Consider the following 17,232-nt stretch of genomic DNA (forward strand, 5'->3'; position numbering starts at 1 on the left):
ACGATCGCGAAACGCGGCCTCAAGCGGCGTTGACCAGCGCCATGCCTTCGAATTGGTGATACCCGATCGCCGTTGCAAGGACGCTCGCGGGAATGCCTTCAAATGGCTTTTCGGTCGCCGCGTCAAAGACAGGGTAGGCGGCCTTGCGGTCGACAGCGAGTGCCGCCAGCGCCACGGCGAAAGGAAACTGCGCTTCCTTCATGTGCCCGGTCAGTGTCGCAAAACCGCGCGCCGATATCGCCGCATTGGCATCGAGCGCCGCCTTTTCGGCTGACGTTGCCGCATGCGCGCCTGATGCGCCCGAGATGGCGAGCAACTTGCCGTCCGGCAGCGCCGCCTGCCTGAGCAGGAGGGCGATCTCGGCGTCGAGTTCTCCGCGCGCGCGCCTGGCGCGGCCGGAGACGACAGGTCCAAGTTCGGCGTATATCTTGCGTCCGCGGCTTGCCGCATGTTCGCGCTGTTCAAGCACCAGGAAGGCGCCGCCGGACCCTGAGACCACGCCGCCGCCCTCGGCGCCTTGCCTTTGCCAGACGGGCTTCCACGGGCCGCGATGCAGATAACCGGCCAGCTCATAGCCGAGCAGCATGTCGGAATGTTCGGTCTGGAAGGCGCCGCCGACCAGGATATGCGTCGACTGGCCGGAGCGGATGCGCGCGGCAGCCGTCTCGACGGCGGCGACGCCGGCACCTTCCTCGCCCATGAAGGTCCTGGACGAGCCGGTCACCTTGTGGACGATGGAGATGTTGCCGGCGAGCAGATTGGAAAGCTGCGCCAGGAAAAGCGTCGGCCGCAGCTCGGTGGTCAGCTTCTCGTTGAGCAACACGTCGCGGTCATTGCGGCCTTCCGACGCGGCGAGAATGTCGGCGTCGACCGCTTCGTCGCGCTCGCCGCCGCCGGCGGCCACCACCATGTCCATGGTGGTGCAGAGCTCGTCATTGCCCTTGATGCCGGCATCGTCGAGCGCGATGCCCGCGGCATAGGTGCCGAGCCGCTGCCATGTCTCCATCTGCCGCTGGTCGCCGCGCTTGGCGATCTGGAGGTTCCAGTCGATCTCCGGCAGCGGATGAACCGTGTAGGGCGCAAAGCGCGAGGCTTCGAGCACCGGCTTCTGGCCGGGTTGCGCCAGCTTCTGCCAATGGGTGTCAGGGCCTTCCCCCAGCGAGGAAACAAGGCCGATACCTGTGATGACGACGTCGTGGGGGCTGCTCATGAGCGGCTTTGTGGGTCAGGTGACGGAGCGCGTCAAGTCACGCGCCCTGGTGACCTCAGGCGGTCTTGGCGGCAACCAGCGCGTCGATCTTGGCGCACAGGTTCTTCATGACGAAGTAATCGTCGGTCGAAGCCTTGCCGTCATTAACTTCCTGGGTCCACTTTTCCAGCGGCACCTTGATGCCGAATTCCTTGTCGATGGCGAAGACGATGTCGAGGAAGTCGAGGCTGTCGATACCGAGATCGTCAATCGTGTGGCTCTCGGGCGTGATGGTGTCGATATCGATCTCGCTGGTGTCGGCAATGATCTTGGCGACTTTATCGAACGTGGTGGAGTTCGTGGTGGACAAGGGCTTTTCCTTCTTTGCGGGCGGAATCTGTCCGCATCCGTTTGCGCGCTGTCTAATCGGTTTTTCCCGGCAGGAAAAGGCCTGATAAGCCGGGCGCAGATGGCTAGTATGCCCAAGAAACGCAAGAAGGGCCGCCGGGTGGCCCGGCGGCCCTTCTATTGTCGTCACGTAAGCTCAGCTGTCGCGGAGCTTGACCAGGTCGTTCAACAGCCCGCCCGTCCCGTTGTGGACGGTCAGCCGCTCGACCTTGCCGGCGATGGCTTCCAGGGCCTCGAGTTCCTTCAGCCGCAGCATCACCGGGTTCTCCGCCATCACCTTGGCCGTGTTGAGGAGGGAACGCGTGGCGTTCGTCTCCTCGCGGCGGCGGATGACGTTGGCCTCGGCCTGCTTTTCGGCCGAAACCACCTGGTTGAGGATCTCGCGCATCTCGCCCGGCAGGATGACATCCTTGAGCGCGATATCACTGACTTCGACCCCGATCTCGGCCATGTCGGCCCGGACCTTGGCCGCCGCCTGTTCGTCGACCGTCACCTTCTTTTCAAGGATCTGGTCGAGGGTGAGCGCGCCCAGCGTCTTGCGGAAGGCGTACTGCAGGGCACGGTAGAGGGCTTCGGAGAAGTCCTTTACCGTGCTCACAGCCTTGACCGGATCGACGACCCGGTATTCGGCCGCGATGTTGACGCGGATCGTGACGCGGTCCCTGGTCAGCACTTCCTGCCCGGCGACATCGAGCGACTGGCGCTTGCGGTCGACGACCTTGATCTGCACCATGCGGCCGACGTTCCAGAAGCCGTGCACGCCAGCGGCAAGCGTCCGCACCAGGACGCCGTCGATGAACAGCAGCCCGGCCTGACCGTCCACGACCGGGTGGACGGACATCAATTCCGCCTTCCGGGCCTGGCCGAGCCGACGCATGAGGGCCGGATCGATGGCCAGATCGGCCGACGTGTCGACCATCGTCAGCTTCCAAGGTCCGGCATCGGTCCACAGCACGAGCTTGCGGTCCGGCGCCAGCACCGCATGGAGGTTGCCGTCACGCTCGATGACGGCGACGTCCGTGCGTCCGGTGCGGATGACGGTGAAATGACGCGCGGCCACATCCGGGAGCTTGTCGAACAACGCCTTCTCGCACGCCGAAACGAATTCCGGGTTCTTCAGATCGTGCCGGGAGACCTCAAGGCTCTGGTTCCGGTTAGCGAGCCAGTGCTCACCCGGCAGCAGGACAGCCTTGATCTCTCCCTTGTAGAGGGTGAGGGCACGTTCGTTTTCCTTTACGAGGACGCGCTCGCGTCCAAGAACCTTGTCGAGAATAGTCGTCATTGTCTTACTCCTGTCGGGCATGGCCCCATGCGAGGCGTCACGTCATGCGTCGATCTTCCCTTCGTTTCTCGTTTCACGTCGTCTGATGTCCGGACACGAATGATCCGGGGACTGGTGGCATCTATCCGTGGCGGGCCCTCGGGAGCGGATCGCGCGGCAGCGAAGCGGGCGCCGGAGGCGAGCCTCCCTTGCCGGCATCGATGCGCCTTGATCGTCACCGCAAGCCTGGCCGCGAGGCGATGGCGTCTGACCCTTCCATACGCTCTTGGCCCGAAGGCTTCGGCCGTCGTCAGGTCTTCAGCATTCCAGTCCCCGGACCGTCTTCAGATAACACCGTGGCAGTGGTGCTGGCTTATCAGGCCAGTGGAGAAGGATTCGAACCTTCGACAGTCAGATTATGAGTCTGATGCTCTACCAAACTGAGCTATCCGTGGCTCAGACAGCAGGACTCGAACCTGCGACCTCCGGACCCGATCCGGCGCTCTACCGCTGAGCTATATCCGAGATCCCAATCCCCAAAGTGGCTCCGTATGCAGGGCGGCAACGTCGCCTGCACGGGCGGAGACGGAAGCTCCAGCCGTTGTGCTCACTTCGGTTCTCGTGACCGGGAGCGCGGCTATAGAGCCTGCGACGGGTTGTCGCAAGTGGCATTCTCGTGTCGAATTCGCGGCTTCTTTCGGCGGTGGCATTTTGGCAACACCAGCGGCGTTGTCGGCGATGGGACGCGATGGCGTCAGAAGGTGACGCGGCCAAGCACGCGCAAACCATCGCCCTGCGGTTCGACGATCACTGCCTCGCCCTCGCGCGGCGAGACGCCGGTGAGCGCCACGATATCTTCCAGATGGGTGACCATGACCAGATTGTCGGAGCCGGAATAGGCGCGGATTTCCTTCATGACGGCGGCGATCTGCGCCGGCTTTCCAGGATCGTCACCCTTCAAGAGATCGAGGGGCGCAAAAGGCTCCGGCTCGGTCTCGAAGGCGATGCGCGCCGTGTCGAGGCAGCGGCAATAGCGGCTGGACAGCACGCGCTCGATCGGCGCGGCGCGCGCGGCGAACAAGGCGCCGATCTTGCTCGCCTGCTGCTTGCCGCGTGCCGAAAGATTAACCTGGGTGGCGCAATTGCCGATGTCGAAATTGGCCGGATCGGCGGTGCCGGTCACCATGGCGTGGCGCAGCAGCACGACATGGCCGCCGTCGCGCAGCAGCGCCCAGCCGGCATCCGTCGCGTGTGCGGCGGCGGGGACGACAAACAGGAACAACGCCAAGGTAAATCTGATCATCGCCACCCTTCCAGGAGTCCGCGTCGGGCTCCAACCGTTCGCATATAGGGATTGGAAAGCGGGCACAAAGACAAGCCGCGAGTCGGCCGCGTCTCAAGCCTCACTTTTTGGCGAGCTGCTGTTTCGCCAGATCGATCTTCTGATCGGTGAGCGGGATCGTGTAGCCGGCTTCGGTGAAGCTTGCCAGCCGGCGATGATCAAATTCCGGGGCGATTGCGCCGCGACCGTGGCTCGCCTATCCCTGAAAAATGTCTCCGCTCACAGAAACCGTCCTGTTCGTCTTCAGTCTTGTCGGGCTCGGCTATCTCGCCGGGCTCACCGGCTATCTGAAGCCGGCGAGCGGCGAGGGGATATCCAACTTCGCTGTCTCGGTGGCGATGCCGCTGCTTCTGTTCCAGACCATGGTCAAGGCCGATTTCCATGGCGTTGCGCCATGGCCGCTGTGGAGCGCCTATTTCGCCGCCGTGGCGATCACCTGGGCCGCGGGCCACGTCGTCACCACGCGGATCTTCGGGCGAGACGCGCGCGCCGGGGTCGTCGGCGGCGTGTCGTCGGCCTATTCCAACATCGTACTGCTCGGCGCTCCCTTCATCCTGGGCGTATTCGGTCCGAGCGGATTCGAGGTGCTGTCGCTGCTGGTCTCGGTGCATCTGCCGATCATGATGATGGCTTCGATCGTGCTGTTCGAGATGTTCGGCCGGGGCAGCGGCGAACATGTGCATCCGTTGCGGGTCCTGCGCAGCTTCCTGAGACGGCTGTTCATCAACCCGCTGATCATCGGCATTCTTCTGGGGCTGGCATGGCGGCTCGGCGGCGTGCCGCTGCCCGGCCTCGTCATGCGGCTGGTCGATGCGTTGGCGAATACGGCAGGGCCGGTGGCGCTGTTTGCCATGGGGCTCAGCCTGCGCCGCTTCGGCATATCGGGCAATGTCCGGCCGGCACTGGCGCTTTCGGTGCTGAAGCTGTTCCTCATGCCGGCGCTGGTTCTTGTCTTTGTCTGGCTGCTTGGCCTGCCGCCTTTGACGGCCGAGGTAGCGGTCGTGGTGGCGGCACTGCCCTCCGGCATCAATTCCTATCTCATCGCCGTCCAGTTCAACACCGGCCAGGCGCTGGCGTCGAACCAGATGACCATCGCGACAGGCTGCGCCGCCATCACCACCGCTTTCTGGCTGACGGTTGTCCTGCATGTTTTCGGGTAAGGTTGAGGACGGCGTGTGCCAACCCGCTCTCGTCTTGGGCTGGTCCAACCCCTATATGCCATCTTGCGATTGCTTGCGGGGCTTTCCCTAGGTTAAGAGCAATGGCCAGCGCGCGGCCCCGCCCGCGCCTTTATCGAAGACATCCAGATAGCGGCCCGTGAGCGCCGAACGGAGGCTAGACCATGCTTCAGAAAACCAGCCATTTCATGCGCCAAGCCAATCTCATCAACGGCGAATGGGTGCAGGCCGACAGCGGCCAGACTGTCGATGTGAACAATCCGGCCACCGGCCTCAAGATCGGCACCGTGCCGAAGTCGGGCAAGGCCGAAACCCGCCGCGCCATCGAGGCGGCCGACGACGCCTTCAAGTCGTGGCGCAAGACGACCGCGCTCGAGCGGTCGAAGCTGCTGCGCAAGCTGCACGACGCGATGATGGACAATCAGGATGTGCTGGCCGAACTGCTGACGATCGAACAGGGCAAGTCGCTGTTCGAATCCAAGGGCGAGATCGGTTCGGCCGCGGCCTACATCCTCTGGTTCGCCGAAGAAGGCCGTCGCACCTACGGCGACATCGTGCCGTCGCCCTGGGCGGACCGCCGCATCCTGGTGACCAAGGAACCGGTCGGCGTCATCGCCGCCATCACGCCGTGGAATTTCCCGTCCTCGATGCTGGCCCGCAAGCTCGGCCCCGCGCTTGCCGCGGGCTGCACCGCCGTCGTCAAGCCGGCCTCGCAGACGCCGTATTCCGGCCTCGCCTGGGGCGCGCTTGCCGAGGAAGTCGGCTTCCCCAAGGGCGTCGTCAACATCCTGACCGGTGCCGCCGGCGAGATCGGCGACGAGATCTGCGCCAATCCGCTGGTCAAGAAGATCACCTTCACCGGCTCGACGGAGGTCGGCAAGATCCTGATCCAGAAATCGTCGGTCACCGTCAAGAAGGTGTCGATGGAACTCGGCGGCAACGCGCCGTTCATCGTCTTCGACGACGCCGACATCGACCGCGCGGTGGCCGGCGCGATCACCGCCAAATACCGCAATTCCGGCCAGACCTGCGTCTGCACCAACCGCTTCCTCGTCCAGGCCGGCGTTTACGACAGGTTCGTCGAGAAGCTTGCCGCCGCCAGCGACGCGCTGAAGGTCGGCTCCGGCCTCGAGGAAGGCGTCCAGCAGGGACCGCTGATCGACGATAAGGCGGTCGAGAAGGTCGAGGAACTGATTGCCGATGCCACCGCCAAGGGCGGCAAGGTCGTCGCCGGCGGTCATCGCCATGCGCTGGGCGGCTCGTTCTTCCAGCCGACGGTCATCGCCAACGCCACGCCGAAGATGCGCTTCATGAAGGAAGAGATCTTTGGCCCGGTGGCGCCCGTGTTCAAGTTCGAGACCGAGGAAGAGGCCGTCGCGCTCGCCAACGATACCGAGTTCGGCCTTGCCTGCTACTTCTACACGGGCGATCTCGGCCGCGCCTTCCGGGTCATGGAAGGCCTGAAATATGGCATGGTCGGCGTCAATGAAGGCCTCATCACCACGCCGGAGGCACCGTTCGGCGGCGTCAAGGAATCCGGACTTGGCAAGGAAGGCGGACATCAGGGTATCGAGGATTACCTCGACACCAAATATGTTTGCATCGGCGGCCTCGGCCTCTGATAGGCTAGTCCTGGGGCAGGCTTGTAAACCTGCCTCAGGCTGAAGAACCAGCCAAGTCCTTTGGATCCACTGGCATTCGCGGGCATGATGATGAAGGACGGCGAGGTTTTCGGCACGACACAGGCAGGCGAACCGATCCGCCGCTTTACCATCAGGGGCGGCGGCCTCACCGCCACTATCATCGGGCTTGGCGCCATCGTCCAGGACCTGCGCCTGACCGGGCACGACGCGCCGCTGGTCCTCGGCTACAACAATCTGGAAGCCTATGAGAACGACACCGGTTTCTTCGGGGCGGTGGTTGGGCGCTACGCCAACCGCATCGGTGGTGGCCGTTTCACCATTGGCGGCAACCGCTACCAGACCGAACGCAACTTCCTCGACAAGCATACGCTGCATGGCGGCTCGCAAGGTTACTCCCACCGGCCATGGTCGGTTTCGCTGCATGGCAGGGATTTCGTCACGCTGACACTGCATGATCCCGACGGCGCGATGGGCTTTCCCGGAGCGCTCGACGTTACCTGCACCTATCGATTGAAAATTCCCGGCGCGCTCAGCGTCGAACTGACGGCGACCTGCGAGGAGCCGACGCTGTGTAATCTCACCCAGCATTCCTATTTCAACCTCGATGACGGCGGCACGGGCGACATTCTCGACCACAGGATGATGCTGAACGCCGGCGCCTATCTGCCGGTCGACGGCGACATGATCCCGACCGGCGTGGTCAAGCCGGTCGATGGCACGCCTTTCGATTTTCGCCAGGCGCGGCCGCTGCGGATGGAGACCGAAGGCGAGCAACTTCCCTACGACCAGAACTTCTGCCTTGCCCCCGCGCGCGGGTCGCTCCGGCAAGCATCATGGACGCAAGGGGCGAATTCCGGCATCGAGATGGAAGTCTGGACCACGGAGCCCGGTGTCCAGCTCTATACCGGGCAATATGTGACGCCGCGCACCGGCCTGGAAGGACGGAATTACAAGGCCTTCAGCGGCTTCTGCCTGGAACCGCAGATATGGCCTGACGCGCCCAACCGGCCCTATTTCCCGCAGGCCACGCTATGGCCTGGCGCGATCTACCATCACGTAACCGAATACCGGTTCCGGCAGGGTTAGCTTTTTCAGGACTTGCCGAACGCTGCTTTTAGCGTTTCGAACGGCGCCAGGGCGCCGCGAACCTGCACCACGGCGGCGGCGACACTATGGGCCCGGCTTGCCGCTTCCCGCGGGCCATGGCCGGCAAGCCGTGCGGCGAGATAGGCGCCGTTGAAGGAATCCCCGGCGCCTGTGGTGTCGACGGGTGCCGCGACATGGATTGCCGGTACCTCGTGCAATGTTTCGTTTTCGGCAATCAGCGCCGCTGCCTCGCCATTCTTGACGATCACCTCCCTGACTATATGCCCGAGGCGATCAGCGGTCGCTTGCGGTGTGTCATCGCCGAACAGCATCTGCTCGTCCGGGAAGGTTGGCAGCGCGATGTCGGTGACGGCAAGCGCCTCGACGATCGCGGCTTGCGCGTCCTCGCGGTTGCGCCACAGCCGTGGCCGGTAGTTGGGATCAAAGGCAATCAGCGAGCCGGCGGCGCGGGCCTTGGCGACAGCCGTCAGCAACGTGGCCCGTGCGGCATGGTCCAGAATTGCCAAAGTGATTCCGGAAAGGTACACAAGCGCCTGATTTTCAAGGTTTTTGGACAGGGCTGTTGGGTCCGAGGCAAGCTGCCTGGCGGCGGCGTCGCCACGCCAGTAGGTGAAGGAGCGCTCGGCGCCAGTCAGCGTGATGGCATAGAGACCGGGGCGCGCGCCCGGTATCACCGGACTGAAGCCGATGCCAATGCCGTTTTCGGCGAAGAAAGCGATTTGGCCTTGCGAGAAAGGGTCGTCACCGAAAGCCGAGACATAAGTTGCGGGCCGGTCGCTGCTCAGCGCATGCAGCGCCCACAGCGTGTTGAACGTGTCGCCGGCAAAGCCCATGCGCCAGTTCGGGCCGGTCTGGCCCGACAGTTCGAGCATGCATTCGCCGATCGAGGCGACGCCGTTTCCCATCATCTGCAATCCTCCGTGATTTGGGTGCTGTAGCTTTTTGGCGGACGCAGCGCCATGCTTGGCAAGCAGGCATTTTTGCGCCACAGCGTTTTCCACGGGCCGGCGGGATGCGATCCACCCGCCAGAACGTTGTCGCAGGAGAGGAACCGGTTTGGCATCGCTATGGCGTTATCTCCTGGCAGGTCTTGGTCTGGCTGCCGTGCTGGCCGGCATTCTCGTGGCTGTCTATCTGACCGCGCCGCGTTCGGCACAGCCCGTTGGGCCGGATGTCTCGCGGACGAAGAAAACCGACAACGGATTGTATGTAGCGAGCTTCGTGCCGGAACGCGGCGTGGTGCGGCAGGGGGAACTGGAATCCTGGGTGCTGACGCTGAAGACAAAGACGGGAGCTTCGGTGGAGCGAGCCGCGATCGCCATCTCCGGCGGCATGCCGCAACACAATCATGGTCTGCCGACCAGTCCGCAGGCGACCGACTATCTTGGCGAGGGCCGTTACCGCATCGAGGGGCTCAAATTCACGATGAGCGGCTGGTGGCAACTGCGTTTCGCCATTTCGTCCGGCGCGGGCTCTGATACCGTGCTGTTCAACGTGGTGCTGTGAGCGGCCGATGAGGCGCCTTTTCCGCTTTCTGGCGCTGACGGTGATCGTTCTCCTTGCCGGTTGCGGCAAACCGGATTTTTCCGACGCCGAGAAGAAGACCATCGCCTCGCTGTCGTTGAACACGCTACCGCCGTTGAAGCCCGACACCACCAACCGCTTCGCCGATGTGCCGGCCGCCGCGGCCCTCGGCTCGACGCTGTTCTTTGATGTCGGGTTGAGCCGCGACGGCACGGTGTCCTGCTCGACCTGCCACAAGATCGATCGCCAGTTCCAGGATGACCTGCCGCAGGCGGTGGGTGTCGGCCGCACCAACCGGCGCACCATGCCATTGGCGGGTGTGGCGCGCGACCCCTGGTTCTTCTGGGACGGGCGCCGCGACAGCCTGTGGGCGCAGGCGCTGACGCCGCTCGAAAACCCGTTGGAACAGGCGGGCAACCGCACCGCCTATGCGCATTACATGAAGGCGCGCTTCGGCGAACGCTATGAGCGCATCTTCGGGCCGTTGCCCGATTTTTCCGGCATTCCGTTGAATGCCAGCCCGCTCGGAACCGATACCGAGAAGGCTGCCTGGAACGCGATGAGCGGCGCGCAGCGCGACGCCATCAACGGCGTCTATGCCAATATCGGCAAGGCGATCGCCGCTTTCGAACGCTCGATCGAGCCGGGGCCGACGCGATTCGACCGCTTTGCGCTGGACCTCGCCACAGGCGCCGAGCCGAAAGGCGATGCCGTCTTTTCGCGGGAAGAAATCCTTGGGCTGAAACTGTTCATCGGCAAGGGCAACTGCGTGACCTGCCACAACGGCCCGCGCTTCACCGACAACGGATTCCACAACACCGGTGTGCCCCCTGCCGCGGATTTGCCGCCGGATCGCGGACGCGTCGATGCGGTGGCCCAGGTCGAGGCCGACCCGTTCAACTGCTTCGGCGCCTATCGCGATGGCGAGGCCAGTGCCTGCGGCGAACTGCGCTTCATGGTCAAGGATGCGCCGGAACTGGTGCGAGCCTACAAGACGCCGTCGCTGCGCGGGGCAGCGGCTCGACCGCCCTACATGCATGCCGGGCAGTTTTCATCGCTCGACGAGGTGGTGGCTCACTATGCCAAGGCGGCACCAAGCGTCGAGGGCACGTCTGAAATTCACCCGCTGCGGCTATCCGACCGCGAGCGCGCAGCGCTGGTGGCATTTCTGAAAACGTTGGCGGAGTAGCGCTTTCTGTTTGACCATGACCTTGTCCGGAAACCGGCTTCCACTTTTCGGGATCGCGGTCACCGGTCCTTCACGGTCTCCATCGCCACGAAGGTCGAGGTCTGGGCAACATGGGGCAGGGCAGAGATGCGCTCGCCGAGTACGCGCCGGTAGGCGGCGATGTCCCTGGTGCGCACCTTCAGGAGATAGTCGAAACTCGACGCCATCATGTGGCACTGCTCGATCTCCGGCACGCCCTGGACGGATCGGTTGAAAGCATCGAGCGCGGCGGACCGGGTATCCGACAATTTCACCTGGACGAAGGCGACATGGCCTTCGCCCATGCGCTCCCGATCGATGATCGCCTGGTAGCCCCTGATGTAGCCGTCCTTCTCCAATCTTTTCACCCGCGCCTGCACCGGCGTCTTGGAAAGACCGACCCTTGCCGCCAGTTCGGACATGGAAAGCCGGCCGTTGCTTGCCAATGCTGACAGGATGTTTTTATCAATGCGGTCCAATTGGTCTTCTGTCATGGGAAATGCAGTCCGTTCGTCGAGTGTGGGGGCTGTAAGATAGACACATTGGCCTGCTGTGTCGATTTCTTCAGACCGGCTGAAATTCCGCACTTGTGCTAGCTTGCGCCATTCGGTCCGGTGACCGCCGGCCCGTTCCCTTATGCTTGCTCATAGGACCGCCATGCCGCTCGACGCCATCCGCCAGCAGATCCGCGCCAATTACTTGCCCGACGAAGACGACGCCGTAAGGCGGTTGGCCGAGGCGACCGGGCTTTCGGCCGGAGACCGCAAGGCAATCTCGGCTCGCGCGGCCGACCTGGTGCGGGCGGTGCGGGGTTCCACCGATCCCCGGCTGATGGAAGTCTTCCTCTCGGCCTACGGCCTGTCCACCAAGGAAGGCGTGGCGCTGATGTGCCTGGCCGAGGCGCTGCTGCGCGTGCCCGACACCGAGACGATGGACGATTTGATCGCCGACAAGATCGCGCCGCACGATTGGTCGGCGCATTCGGGTGGCTCAAGCTCCATCTTCGTCAACGCCTCGACCTGGGCGCTGATGCTCACCGGCCGTGTCCTTGACGAAGGCGAGGGCGGTATCGAAGGCACGCTGCGCTCGATGGTGCGCCGCCTTGGCGAACCGGTCATCCGCAAGGCGGTGGCCGCCGCCATGCGCGAGATGGGCGAACAATTCGTGCTCGGACGCACCATCGCCGAAGCCGTCAAACGCGGCCGGCCGATGATCCAGAAGGGCTATCTCTATTCCTTCGACATGCTGGGCGAGGCTGCGCGCACGGAAGCCGACGCCCTGCGCTATCACAAGGCTTATGCCGACGCTATTTCCTCGCTCGATTCCGGCTCCAACGGGCCTGATATCCGCTTCAACCATGGCATCTCCGTCAAGCTTTCCGCACTGCATCCGCGCTACGAAGTGGCGCAGAAGGAAGACATGCTGCCTGTGATGGCCGAGCGGCTATTGTCGCTGGCCCTTGCGGCCAGACATTCGCGGATGGGCCTCAACATCGATGCCGAGGAGGCGGATCGCCTGGATCTGTCGCTTGACGTGATCAAACTCGTGCTGGCGGAGCCGGAACTCGCCGGCTGGAACGGTTTTGGCGTCGTCGTACAGGCCTATGGCCCGCGCGCGGCTTTCACCATCGACTGGCTCTATGCGCTGGCGAAGAAGTACGATCGCAACATCATGGTTCGGCTGGTCAAGGGCGCCTACTGGGACACCGAGATCAAGCGAGCGCAGACGCTTGGACTGTCAGGCTATCCCGTGTTCACACGCAAGGCCAACACCGACGTCTCCTACATGGCGTGCGCGAAAAAACTGCTCGGCATGACCGACCGGATCTATCCGCAGTTCGCCACCCACAATGCCCACACCGTCGCCGCCATTCTGTCGATGGCCGATAACCGGGACACCTTCGAATTCCAGCGCCTGCATGGCATGGGCGAGGCCTTGCACGAAACCGTGCGCCGGTCGGAGGGCACGCGCTGCCGCATCTACGCGCCGGTCGGCGCGCATTCGGACCTGCTTGCCTACCTGGTTCGGCGGCTGCTGGAAAATGGGGCCAATTCCTCCTTCGTGCACCAACTGACCGATGAGGACGTCGAGCCGGAGGACATCGCGCGTGATCCGCTGGAAACGGTCGAAAGCCAGGGCCCCGCCGCCAATCCGGCGATTGCCCGGCCTTCCCAGATTTTTGGTGCGGGCCGCCGCAACTCGAAAGGGTTCGACATCACCGATACGGTGACGCTGGCCGACATCGACAAGGCCAGGGCGGCATTCGCGGGTCCCGATCGCTGGCACGCGAAGCCGATCACGCGCGCCGCCGGCTATGGCAAGCAGCGCCCGATCGTCAATCCGGCAAAGCCTTCCGAGGTCGTGGGCACGGTTCACGAGGCCGCCGCCAAGCAAGTCGCGACCGCCGTACGGATTGCCGTGGAGGCGCAGCCGGCCTGGGCAAAACGGCCGGTCGCCGAGCGTGCCGGTGTCCTCAACCGCGCGGCCGACCTCTACGAGGCCAACGCGGTCGAATTCTTTGCGCTCGCAACTCGCGAGGCCGGCAAGTCGCTGGCCGACGGCGTCGCCGAAGTGCGAGAAGCGGTCGACTTCCTGCGCTATTACGCCACCGAGGCGGCCAATGCCGAGGCAGGCACGCAGGCGCGCGGCGCCATCGTCTGCATTTCGCCTTGGAATTTCCCGCTCGCCATTTTCACCGGCCAGATCGCGGCAGCACTCGTCACCGGCAATTCGGTGATCGCGAAGCCTGCCGAGCAGACACCGCTGATCGCCTTCCGCGCCGTCGAGATGCTGCGCGAGGCGGGCGTGCCGGAAGACGTCATCCAGCTGCTGCCCGGCGACGGCCCATCGGTCGGTGGCCCGCTGACAGCGGATCCGCGCATTGCCGGTGTCTGCTTCACCGGCTCGACCGAGGTCGCCAAGCTGATCGAAAGGCAACTGGCCGAGACCGCCGCGCCCGATGCCATGCTGATCGCCGAGACCGGCGGCTTGAATGCCATGATCGTCGATTCCACCGCGCTGCCCGAACAGGCGGTGCGCGATATCCTGGCCTCGGCCTTCCAGAGTGCCGGCCAGCGCTGCTCGGCGCTGCGCGTGCTCTATGTGCAGAAGGATGTCGAGAAGAAGATGCTGGAGATGCTGAAGGGCGCGATGGAGGCGCTAAACGTCGGCGATCCTTGGCTGATCTCCACCGATGTCGGGCCGGTCATCGATGACGAGGCGCAGGCTTCGATCCGCGACTATTGCACCAAGAAGGGCCTCCAAGGCAGGCTGATCGCCAAGCTGGAAGCCCCCAAGGACGGGCGTTTCGTGGCGCCGCATGTCTTCCGGGTCAAGGGTATAGAGGAGATGGAACACGAAGTGTTCGGACCGGTGCTACATGTCGCAACCTTCGATGCCGACCAGATCGACGCCGTCATCGCCGCCATCAACCGCAAGGGCTATGGACTGACCTTCGGCTTGCACACCCGCATCGAGGGCCGCGTCCAGCATTTCGTCGACGGCATCCATGCCGGCAACATCTACGTCAATCGCAACCAGATCGGCGCCGTTGTCGGATCGCAGCCGTTCGGTGGCGAGGGGCTGTCCGGCACCGGGCCAAAGGCCGGCGGTCCGCACTATGTCAGGCGCTTCCGCAAAGGGCCTGAAGCGGGCACGGAAGTTGGCGCGGGCCACAAGGTGACGGCGACCGAGCTTGCCGACAACCTCCCTGATCCAACGCTTGGCGGCTGGTCGACCCGACCGGACCGCATCGCCATCCTGCGCAAGCATCTGCGCGGCAAGGGCGCGGCGGCGATCGCTGCCGCCGCCAGCATCGACTTCGGCCAGGTCGATCTCCCCGGGCCGACCGGCGAGGCCAACACGCTGTCGCTATCGCCGCGCGGCCGGGTGCTGTGCCTGGGGCCGGACGCCGACACGCTGCTTGCGCAGACCATCCAGGCGCTCGCCGCCGGCAATGCGGTGCTGGCCGTGGCGCCGGGAGCGCCGGCTGCCCTCTCCGCATTGACCGGGAAAGGCCTGCCGCTAGCGGCCATCGATGGCCGCCCGGATCCGGTCGAGGCGCGTTCGCTGCGTGTCGACGTCGTTGCTTTTTCATGCACGCCCGAGGCGTCGCGCATCGTGCGCAAGGTCATTGCCGAGCGCAGCGGGCCGATCGTGCCGCTGGTCAGCGAGGTGCTTTATCCAGCGGCCTATGCGCATGAGCGAGCCGTCTGCGTCGACACCACGGCGGCGGGAGGCAATGCCAGCTTGCTGGCCGGAGCCTGAGCATCGCAAATCTTTGCGTTTGCATGTGTGCAAACGGAACGTGTGGGGGTAAACACGGCGGCAACTCGACTTGGGGGGCGAGCCGCCATATGCAACCTATTTCCGCGCCGTTTGAGCTGCCGCATGTCGGCGTCGTCATCACCTGCTACAATTATCGCGCGTATGTGGAAGATGCGATCCGCTCGGTCCTGGGGCAAACCTATCGCAACTGGACCTGTGTCATCATCGACGACGCTTCGACGGACGGCTCCGCCGAACATGTCCGCCAACTTCTCGAGACGATAGGCGATCCGCGTCTAAGTGTCCGGGTTCGGCCACAAAACGGTGGCCAGCTGGCATCGTTCCGCGATGGCTTTGCCGCGGGCAATGAGCCGTTCGTGGCATTCCTCGACGCTGACGATGTCTGGCTGCCGAATTTTCTCGCCGCGCATTTGTCGGCGCATCTGAACACGATGCGCTCGGCGTCGCTGTCCAGTTCCGATCTTCTTCTGGTCGACGCAAACCGCGCCGTGCTTGCCGGTACCTATGCAGGGTTCGGCAAACCACGTTCCGGGCACCAGCATGGCGTTATCGTGCCGTCCGGCGGTCTGGTCGGCGAGATGGCGGCCGATGTCGCAGGTCCATCAACATATCCGGTTACCTATTTCGGGCCTGAAGCCTATGGCTGGATGTGGGCTCCGACATCGTCCATGGTGTTCCGGCGCGGCGCTTTGGAACCTGTGCTGGCTTTCCCATTCCGGTCCTTCTCCACGAGCACCGACTATCTGGCGGCGACCTGTGCACATATGGCGGCCGGCAGCCTGCTCCTGTCGGAATGTCTGGGTCTCTATCGCCTGCACGGGGCCAACATCTCCACTAACGGTCCATATGCGGGTGGCTATATTCAGCAGACGCCGACGCATGCCGCCAGGCAGATCAACTTGGGCGCCGATGTTCTCGACTATGTTCTGGCCAATGCCGGACGACTTGACTCGATCAACGGCAGGGGTTTCGTCTCGGCGATCCTCGCGCACCACATCAGGCGGTTTGGCCCGCTGATCCACGATCCACGCATCGCGCCTTTTCTTGACCGCAGGAATCTGTGGCGGCAGCAGCGCAAGCGTATCTCCCGAGGGCTGCGGCGTTTGCTTGGCGGAGCCGCGGATTGAGGAGAGGTCGGGCCTGATCCGGCAGATTCTTGACGTCGAGCACGGTCAGCCTCCAAATCGCATGGTTGCCGCCAGCTTCAGCGTGATGCCGGGTTCATAGATAGCGACGGTCGTGCTGCCATTCAGCGGGTTGGCGTATTTGACGTCGAACAGATTGTCCGCGCGGAAATCGACCTTCAGATTGTCGGTCGCCTGATAGCTGGCGAAGGCGTTGACCAGCGTGTAGTCGGCTGCCACCGCATTGCCCTTCGGCTTGCCGTTGTACTGCACTTCGCCCCCGACGGTCAGCTTGTCCTCGAGGAAACGCAGGCCGAGCTGGGCGGTGACCTGAGAGGAAGGAATTGTGGCAAGGTCGGCCTCCACGCCCTTGTAGGAAACGGTGTGGCCGTTTGTAATCGAAGCCGAGAAGCCGGCATAGCCCCACCCCGCGTCGTAGACGCCTTCCAGTTCGAAGCCGTCGATCTTGGCCTCTGCGAAATTTTGATACTGGAAGCAGATCGGGATGCCGGGGCCGAAAGGGCAGCCGCTGCCTGGAGCGAACGGTGACAGGGTCACACCTTCGATATAGTCGTCGACATCATTGTTGAAATAGGCTGCCTTCAGGCGCAAGGCGTCGCCCGGCTCGAAGATATCGTTCTGCTTGTAGTTGACGCCGAACTCGGTCGTCTTGCCGGTTTCAGGCCGCAGATTTGGATTGGGCAGGAACGGGAAGCTGACGCCAGCCGGATGATTTCCGCTGATCAGCGTTTCCGTGATCGACGGCGAGCGGTAGCCTTCCGCGTAGGTGCCGTAGAATTGCAGGCCTGCAAGCCCGGCGGATTCGAACGGCGAGACACCGACAGTGACGCGCGGCGACAGCCTGTCGCCGGAAATATCGTGCCTGTCATCAACTCTGAGGAATGATGGCGTCTCTAAGCCTAGCGTTTAGGGTGACGATGATCTTTCGCATGACGGCAGCG

The 17,232-nt window shown here is 63.8% G+C and carries 14 protein-coding genes and 2 tRNA genes; 7 read left to right on the forward strand and 9 right to left on the reverse strand.

Annotated elements, in window-relative coordinates:
- Nucleotides 1-19 precede the first annotated feature (19 nt).
- The 6 genes from LB556_RS20900 to LB556_RS20925 all read right to left on the reverse strand — a co-directional run bounded on the left by LB556_RS20900 (nucleotide 20) and on the right by LB556_RS20925 (nucleotide 4,161).
- Entirely contained in the window at nucleotides 20-1,210 is a 1,191-nt protein-coding gene (locus LB556_RS20900; RefSeq protein ID WP_224569623.1) for a beta-ketoacyl-ACP synthase, read from the reverse strand.
- Between the two features lie 55 nt (nucleotides 1,211-1,265).
- Complete coding sequence (locus LB556_RS20905; RefSeq protein ID WP_027029416.1) at nucleotides 1,266-1,559, reverse strand: acyl carrier protein; 294 nt, start codon at nucleotides 1,557-1,559, stop codon at nucleotides 1,266-1,268.
- Between the two features lie 174 nt (nucleotides 1,560-1,733).
- Entirely contained in the window at nucleotides 1,734-2,879 is a 1,146-nt protein-coding gene (locus tag LB556_RS20910) for a slipin family protein (RefSeq protein ID WP_224569624.1), read from the reverse strand.
- Between the two features lie 360 nt (nucleotides 2,880-3,239).
- Nucleotides 3,240-3,308: transfer RNA gene (locus LB556_RS20915), tRNA-Met, on the reverse strand.
- A 2-nt stretch (nucleotides 3,309-3,310) separates the two neighbouring features.
- Nucleotides 3,311-3,383 (reverse strand) — tRNA-Pro (locus LB556_RS20920).
- A 229-nt stretch (nucleotides 3,384-3,612) separates the two neighbouring features.
- Nucleotides 3,613-4,161: a histidine phosphatase family protein gene (locus LB556_RS20925; protein ID WP_224569625.1), complete on the reverse strand. Its 549-nt coding sequence runs from the start codon at nucleotides 4,159-4,161 to the stop codon at nucleotides 3,613-3,615.
- Between the two features lie 248 nt (nucleotides 4,162-4,409).
- Here LB556_RS20925 and LB556_RS20930 point away from each other — a divergent pair, with 248 nt between their 5' ends.
- The 3 genes from LB556_RS20930 (at nucleotide 4,410) to LB556_RS20940 (ending at nucleotide 8,107) form a co-directional block, all read left to right on the forward strand.
- Entirely contained in the window at nucleotides 4,410-5,360 is a 951-nt protein-coding gene (locus tag LB556_RS20930; RefSeq protein ID WP_224569626.1) for an AEC family transporter, read from the forward strand.
- Nucleotides 5,361-5,542: 182 nt separating this feature from the next.
- On the forward strand, nucleotides 5,543-7,000 hold the full coding sequence (locus tag LB556_RS20935; protein WP_224569627.1) for an NAD-dependent succinate-semialdehyde dehydrogenase: 1,458 nt from the start codon (nucleotides 5,543-5,545) through the stop codon (nucleotides 6,998-7,000).
- 84 nt (nucleotides 7,001-7,084) lie between these two features.
- Nucleotides 7,085-8,107, forward strand: coding sequence for an aldose epimerase family protein (locus LB556_RS20940; protein WP_224569628.1), 1,023 nt, complete (start codon nucleotides 7,085-7,087; stop codon nucleotides 8,105-8,107).
- A 5-nt stretch (nucleotides 8,108-8,112) separates the two neighbouring features.
- Here the strand turns inward: LB556_RS20940 and LB556_RS20945 are convergent, their stop codons facing one another.
- Nucleotides 8,113-9,036: a sugar kinase gene (locus tag LB556_RS20945; protein WP_224569629.1), complete on the reverse strand. Its 924-nt coding sequence runs from the start codon at nucleotides 9,034-9,036 to the stop codon at nucleotides 8,113-8,115.
- Nucleotides 9,037-9,184: 148 nt separating this feature from the next.
- Between LB556_RS20945 and LB556_RS20950 the strand changes: the two genes are divergently transcribed.
- On the forward strand, nucleotides 9,185-9,634 hold the full coding sequence (locus tag LB556_RS20950) for a FixH family protein (RefSeq protein WP_224569630.1): 450 nt from the start codon (nucleotides 9,185-9,187) through the stop codon (nucleotides 9,632-9,634).
- A gap of 7 nt (nucleotides 9,635-9,641) precedes the next feature.
- Nucleotides 9,642-10,841 (forward strand): cytochrome-c peroxidase, encoded by a 1,200-nt coding sequence (locus LB556_RS20955; protein WP_224569631.1) that lies wholly within the window; start codon nucleotides 9,642-9,644, stop codon nucleotides 10,839-10,841.
- A gap of 59 nt (nucleotides 10,842-10,900) precedes the next feature.
- Here LB556_RS20955 and LB556_RS20960 read toward each other — a convergent pair whose 3' ends face one another.
- Nucleotides 10,901-11,353, reverse strand: a complete 453-nt coding sequence (locus LB556_RS20960) for an Lrp/AsnC family transcriptional regulator (protein ID WP_224569632.1) — start codon at nucleotides 11,351-11,353, stop codon at nucleotides 10,901-10,903.
- Between the two features lie 163 nt (nucleotides 11,354-11,516).
- Between LB556_RS20960 and putA the strand changes: the two genes are divergently transcribed.
- Nucleotides 11,517-15,125, forward strand: coding sequence for a bifunctional proline dehydrogenase/L-glutamate gamma-semialdehyde dehydrogenase PutA (gene putA, locus LB556_RS20965; protein ID WP_224569633.1), 3,609 nt, complete (start codon nucleotides 11,517-11,519; stop codon nucleotides 15,123-15,125).
- Nucleotides 15,126-15,214: 89 nt separating this feature from the next.
- Entirely contained in the window at nucleotides 15,215-16,273 is a 1,059-nt protein-coding gene (locus LB556_RS20970; RefSeq protein ID WP_224569634.1) for a glycosyltransferase family 2 protein, read from the forward strand.
- 45 nt (nucleotides 16,274-16,318) lie between these two features.
- Here the strand turns inward: LB556_RS20970 and LB556_RS20975 are convergent, their stop codons facing one another.
- Nucleotides 16,319-17,146 carry a TonB-dependent receptor domain-containing protein gene (locus tag LB556_RS20975; protein ID WP_224569646.1) on the reverse strand — a complete coding sequence of 276 codons (828 nt, stop codon included), beginning with the start codon at nucleotides 17,144-17,146 and terminating at the stop codon, nucleotides 16,319-16,321.
- Nucleotides 17,147-17,232: the final 86 nt, after the last annotated feature.

The sequence above is a fragment of the Mesorhizobium sp. ES1-4 genome, from assembly GCF_020164745.1.
Classification (GTDB): domain Bacteria; phylum Pseudomonadota; class Alphaproteobacteria; order Rhizobiales; family Rhizobiaceae; genus Mesorhizobium.

Coding starts and splice junctions, on each gene's coding strand:
- LB556_RS20900 (WP_224569623.1), bottom strand. CDS start 1,210: ATGAGCAGCCCCCACGACGTCGTCATCACAGGTATCGGCCTTGTTTCC.
- LB556_RS20925 (WP_224569625.1), bottom strand. CDS start 4,161: ATGATCAGATTTACCTTGGCGTTGTTCCTGTTTGTCGTCCCCGCCGCC.
- LB556_RS20935 (WP_224569627.1), top strand. CDS start 5,543: ATGCTTCAGAAAACCAGCCATTTCATGCGCCAAGCCAATCTCATCAAC.
- putA (WP_224569633.1), top strand. CDS start 11,517: ATGCCGCTCGACGCCATCCGCCAGCAGATCCGCGCCAATTACTTGCCC.
- LB556_RS20910 (WP_224569624.1), bottom strand. CDS start 2,879: ATGACGACTATTCTCGACAAGGTTCTTGGACGCGAGCGCGTCCTCGTA.
- LB556_RS20970 (WP_224569634.1), top strand. CDS start 15,215: ATGCAACCTATTTCCGCGCCGTTTGAGCTGCCGCATGTCGGCGTCGTC.
- LB556_RS20930 (WP_224569626.1), top strand. CDS start 4,410: ATGTCTCCGCTCACAGAAACCGTCCTGTTCGTCTTCAGTCTTGTCGGG.
- LB556_RS20945 (WP_224569629.1), bottom strand. CDS start 9,036: ATGATGGGAAACGGCGTCGCCTCGATCGGCGAATGCATGCTCGAACTG.
- LB556_RS20960 (WP_224569632.1), bottom strand. CDS start 11,353: ATGACAGAAGACCAATTGGACCGCATTGATAAAAACATCCTGTCAGCA.
- LB556_RS20940 (WP_224569628.1), top strand. CDS start 7,085: ATGATGATGAAGGACGGCGAGGTTTTCGGCACGACACAGGCAGGCGAA.
- LB556_RS20955 (WP_224569631.1), top strand. CDS start 9,642: ATGAGGCGCCTTTTCCGCTTTCTGGCGCTGACGGTGATCGTTCTCCTT.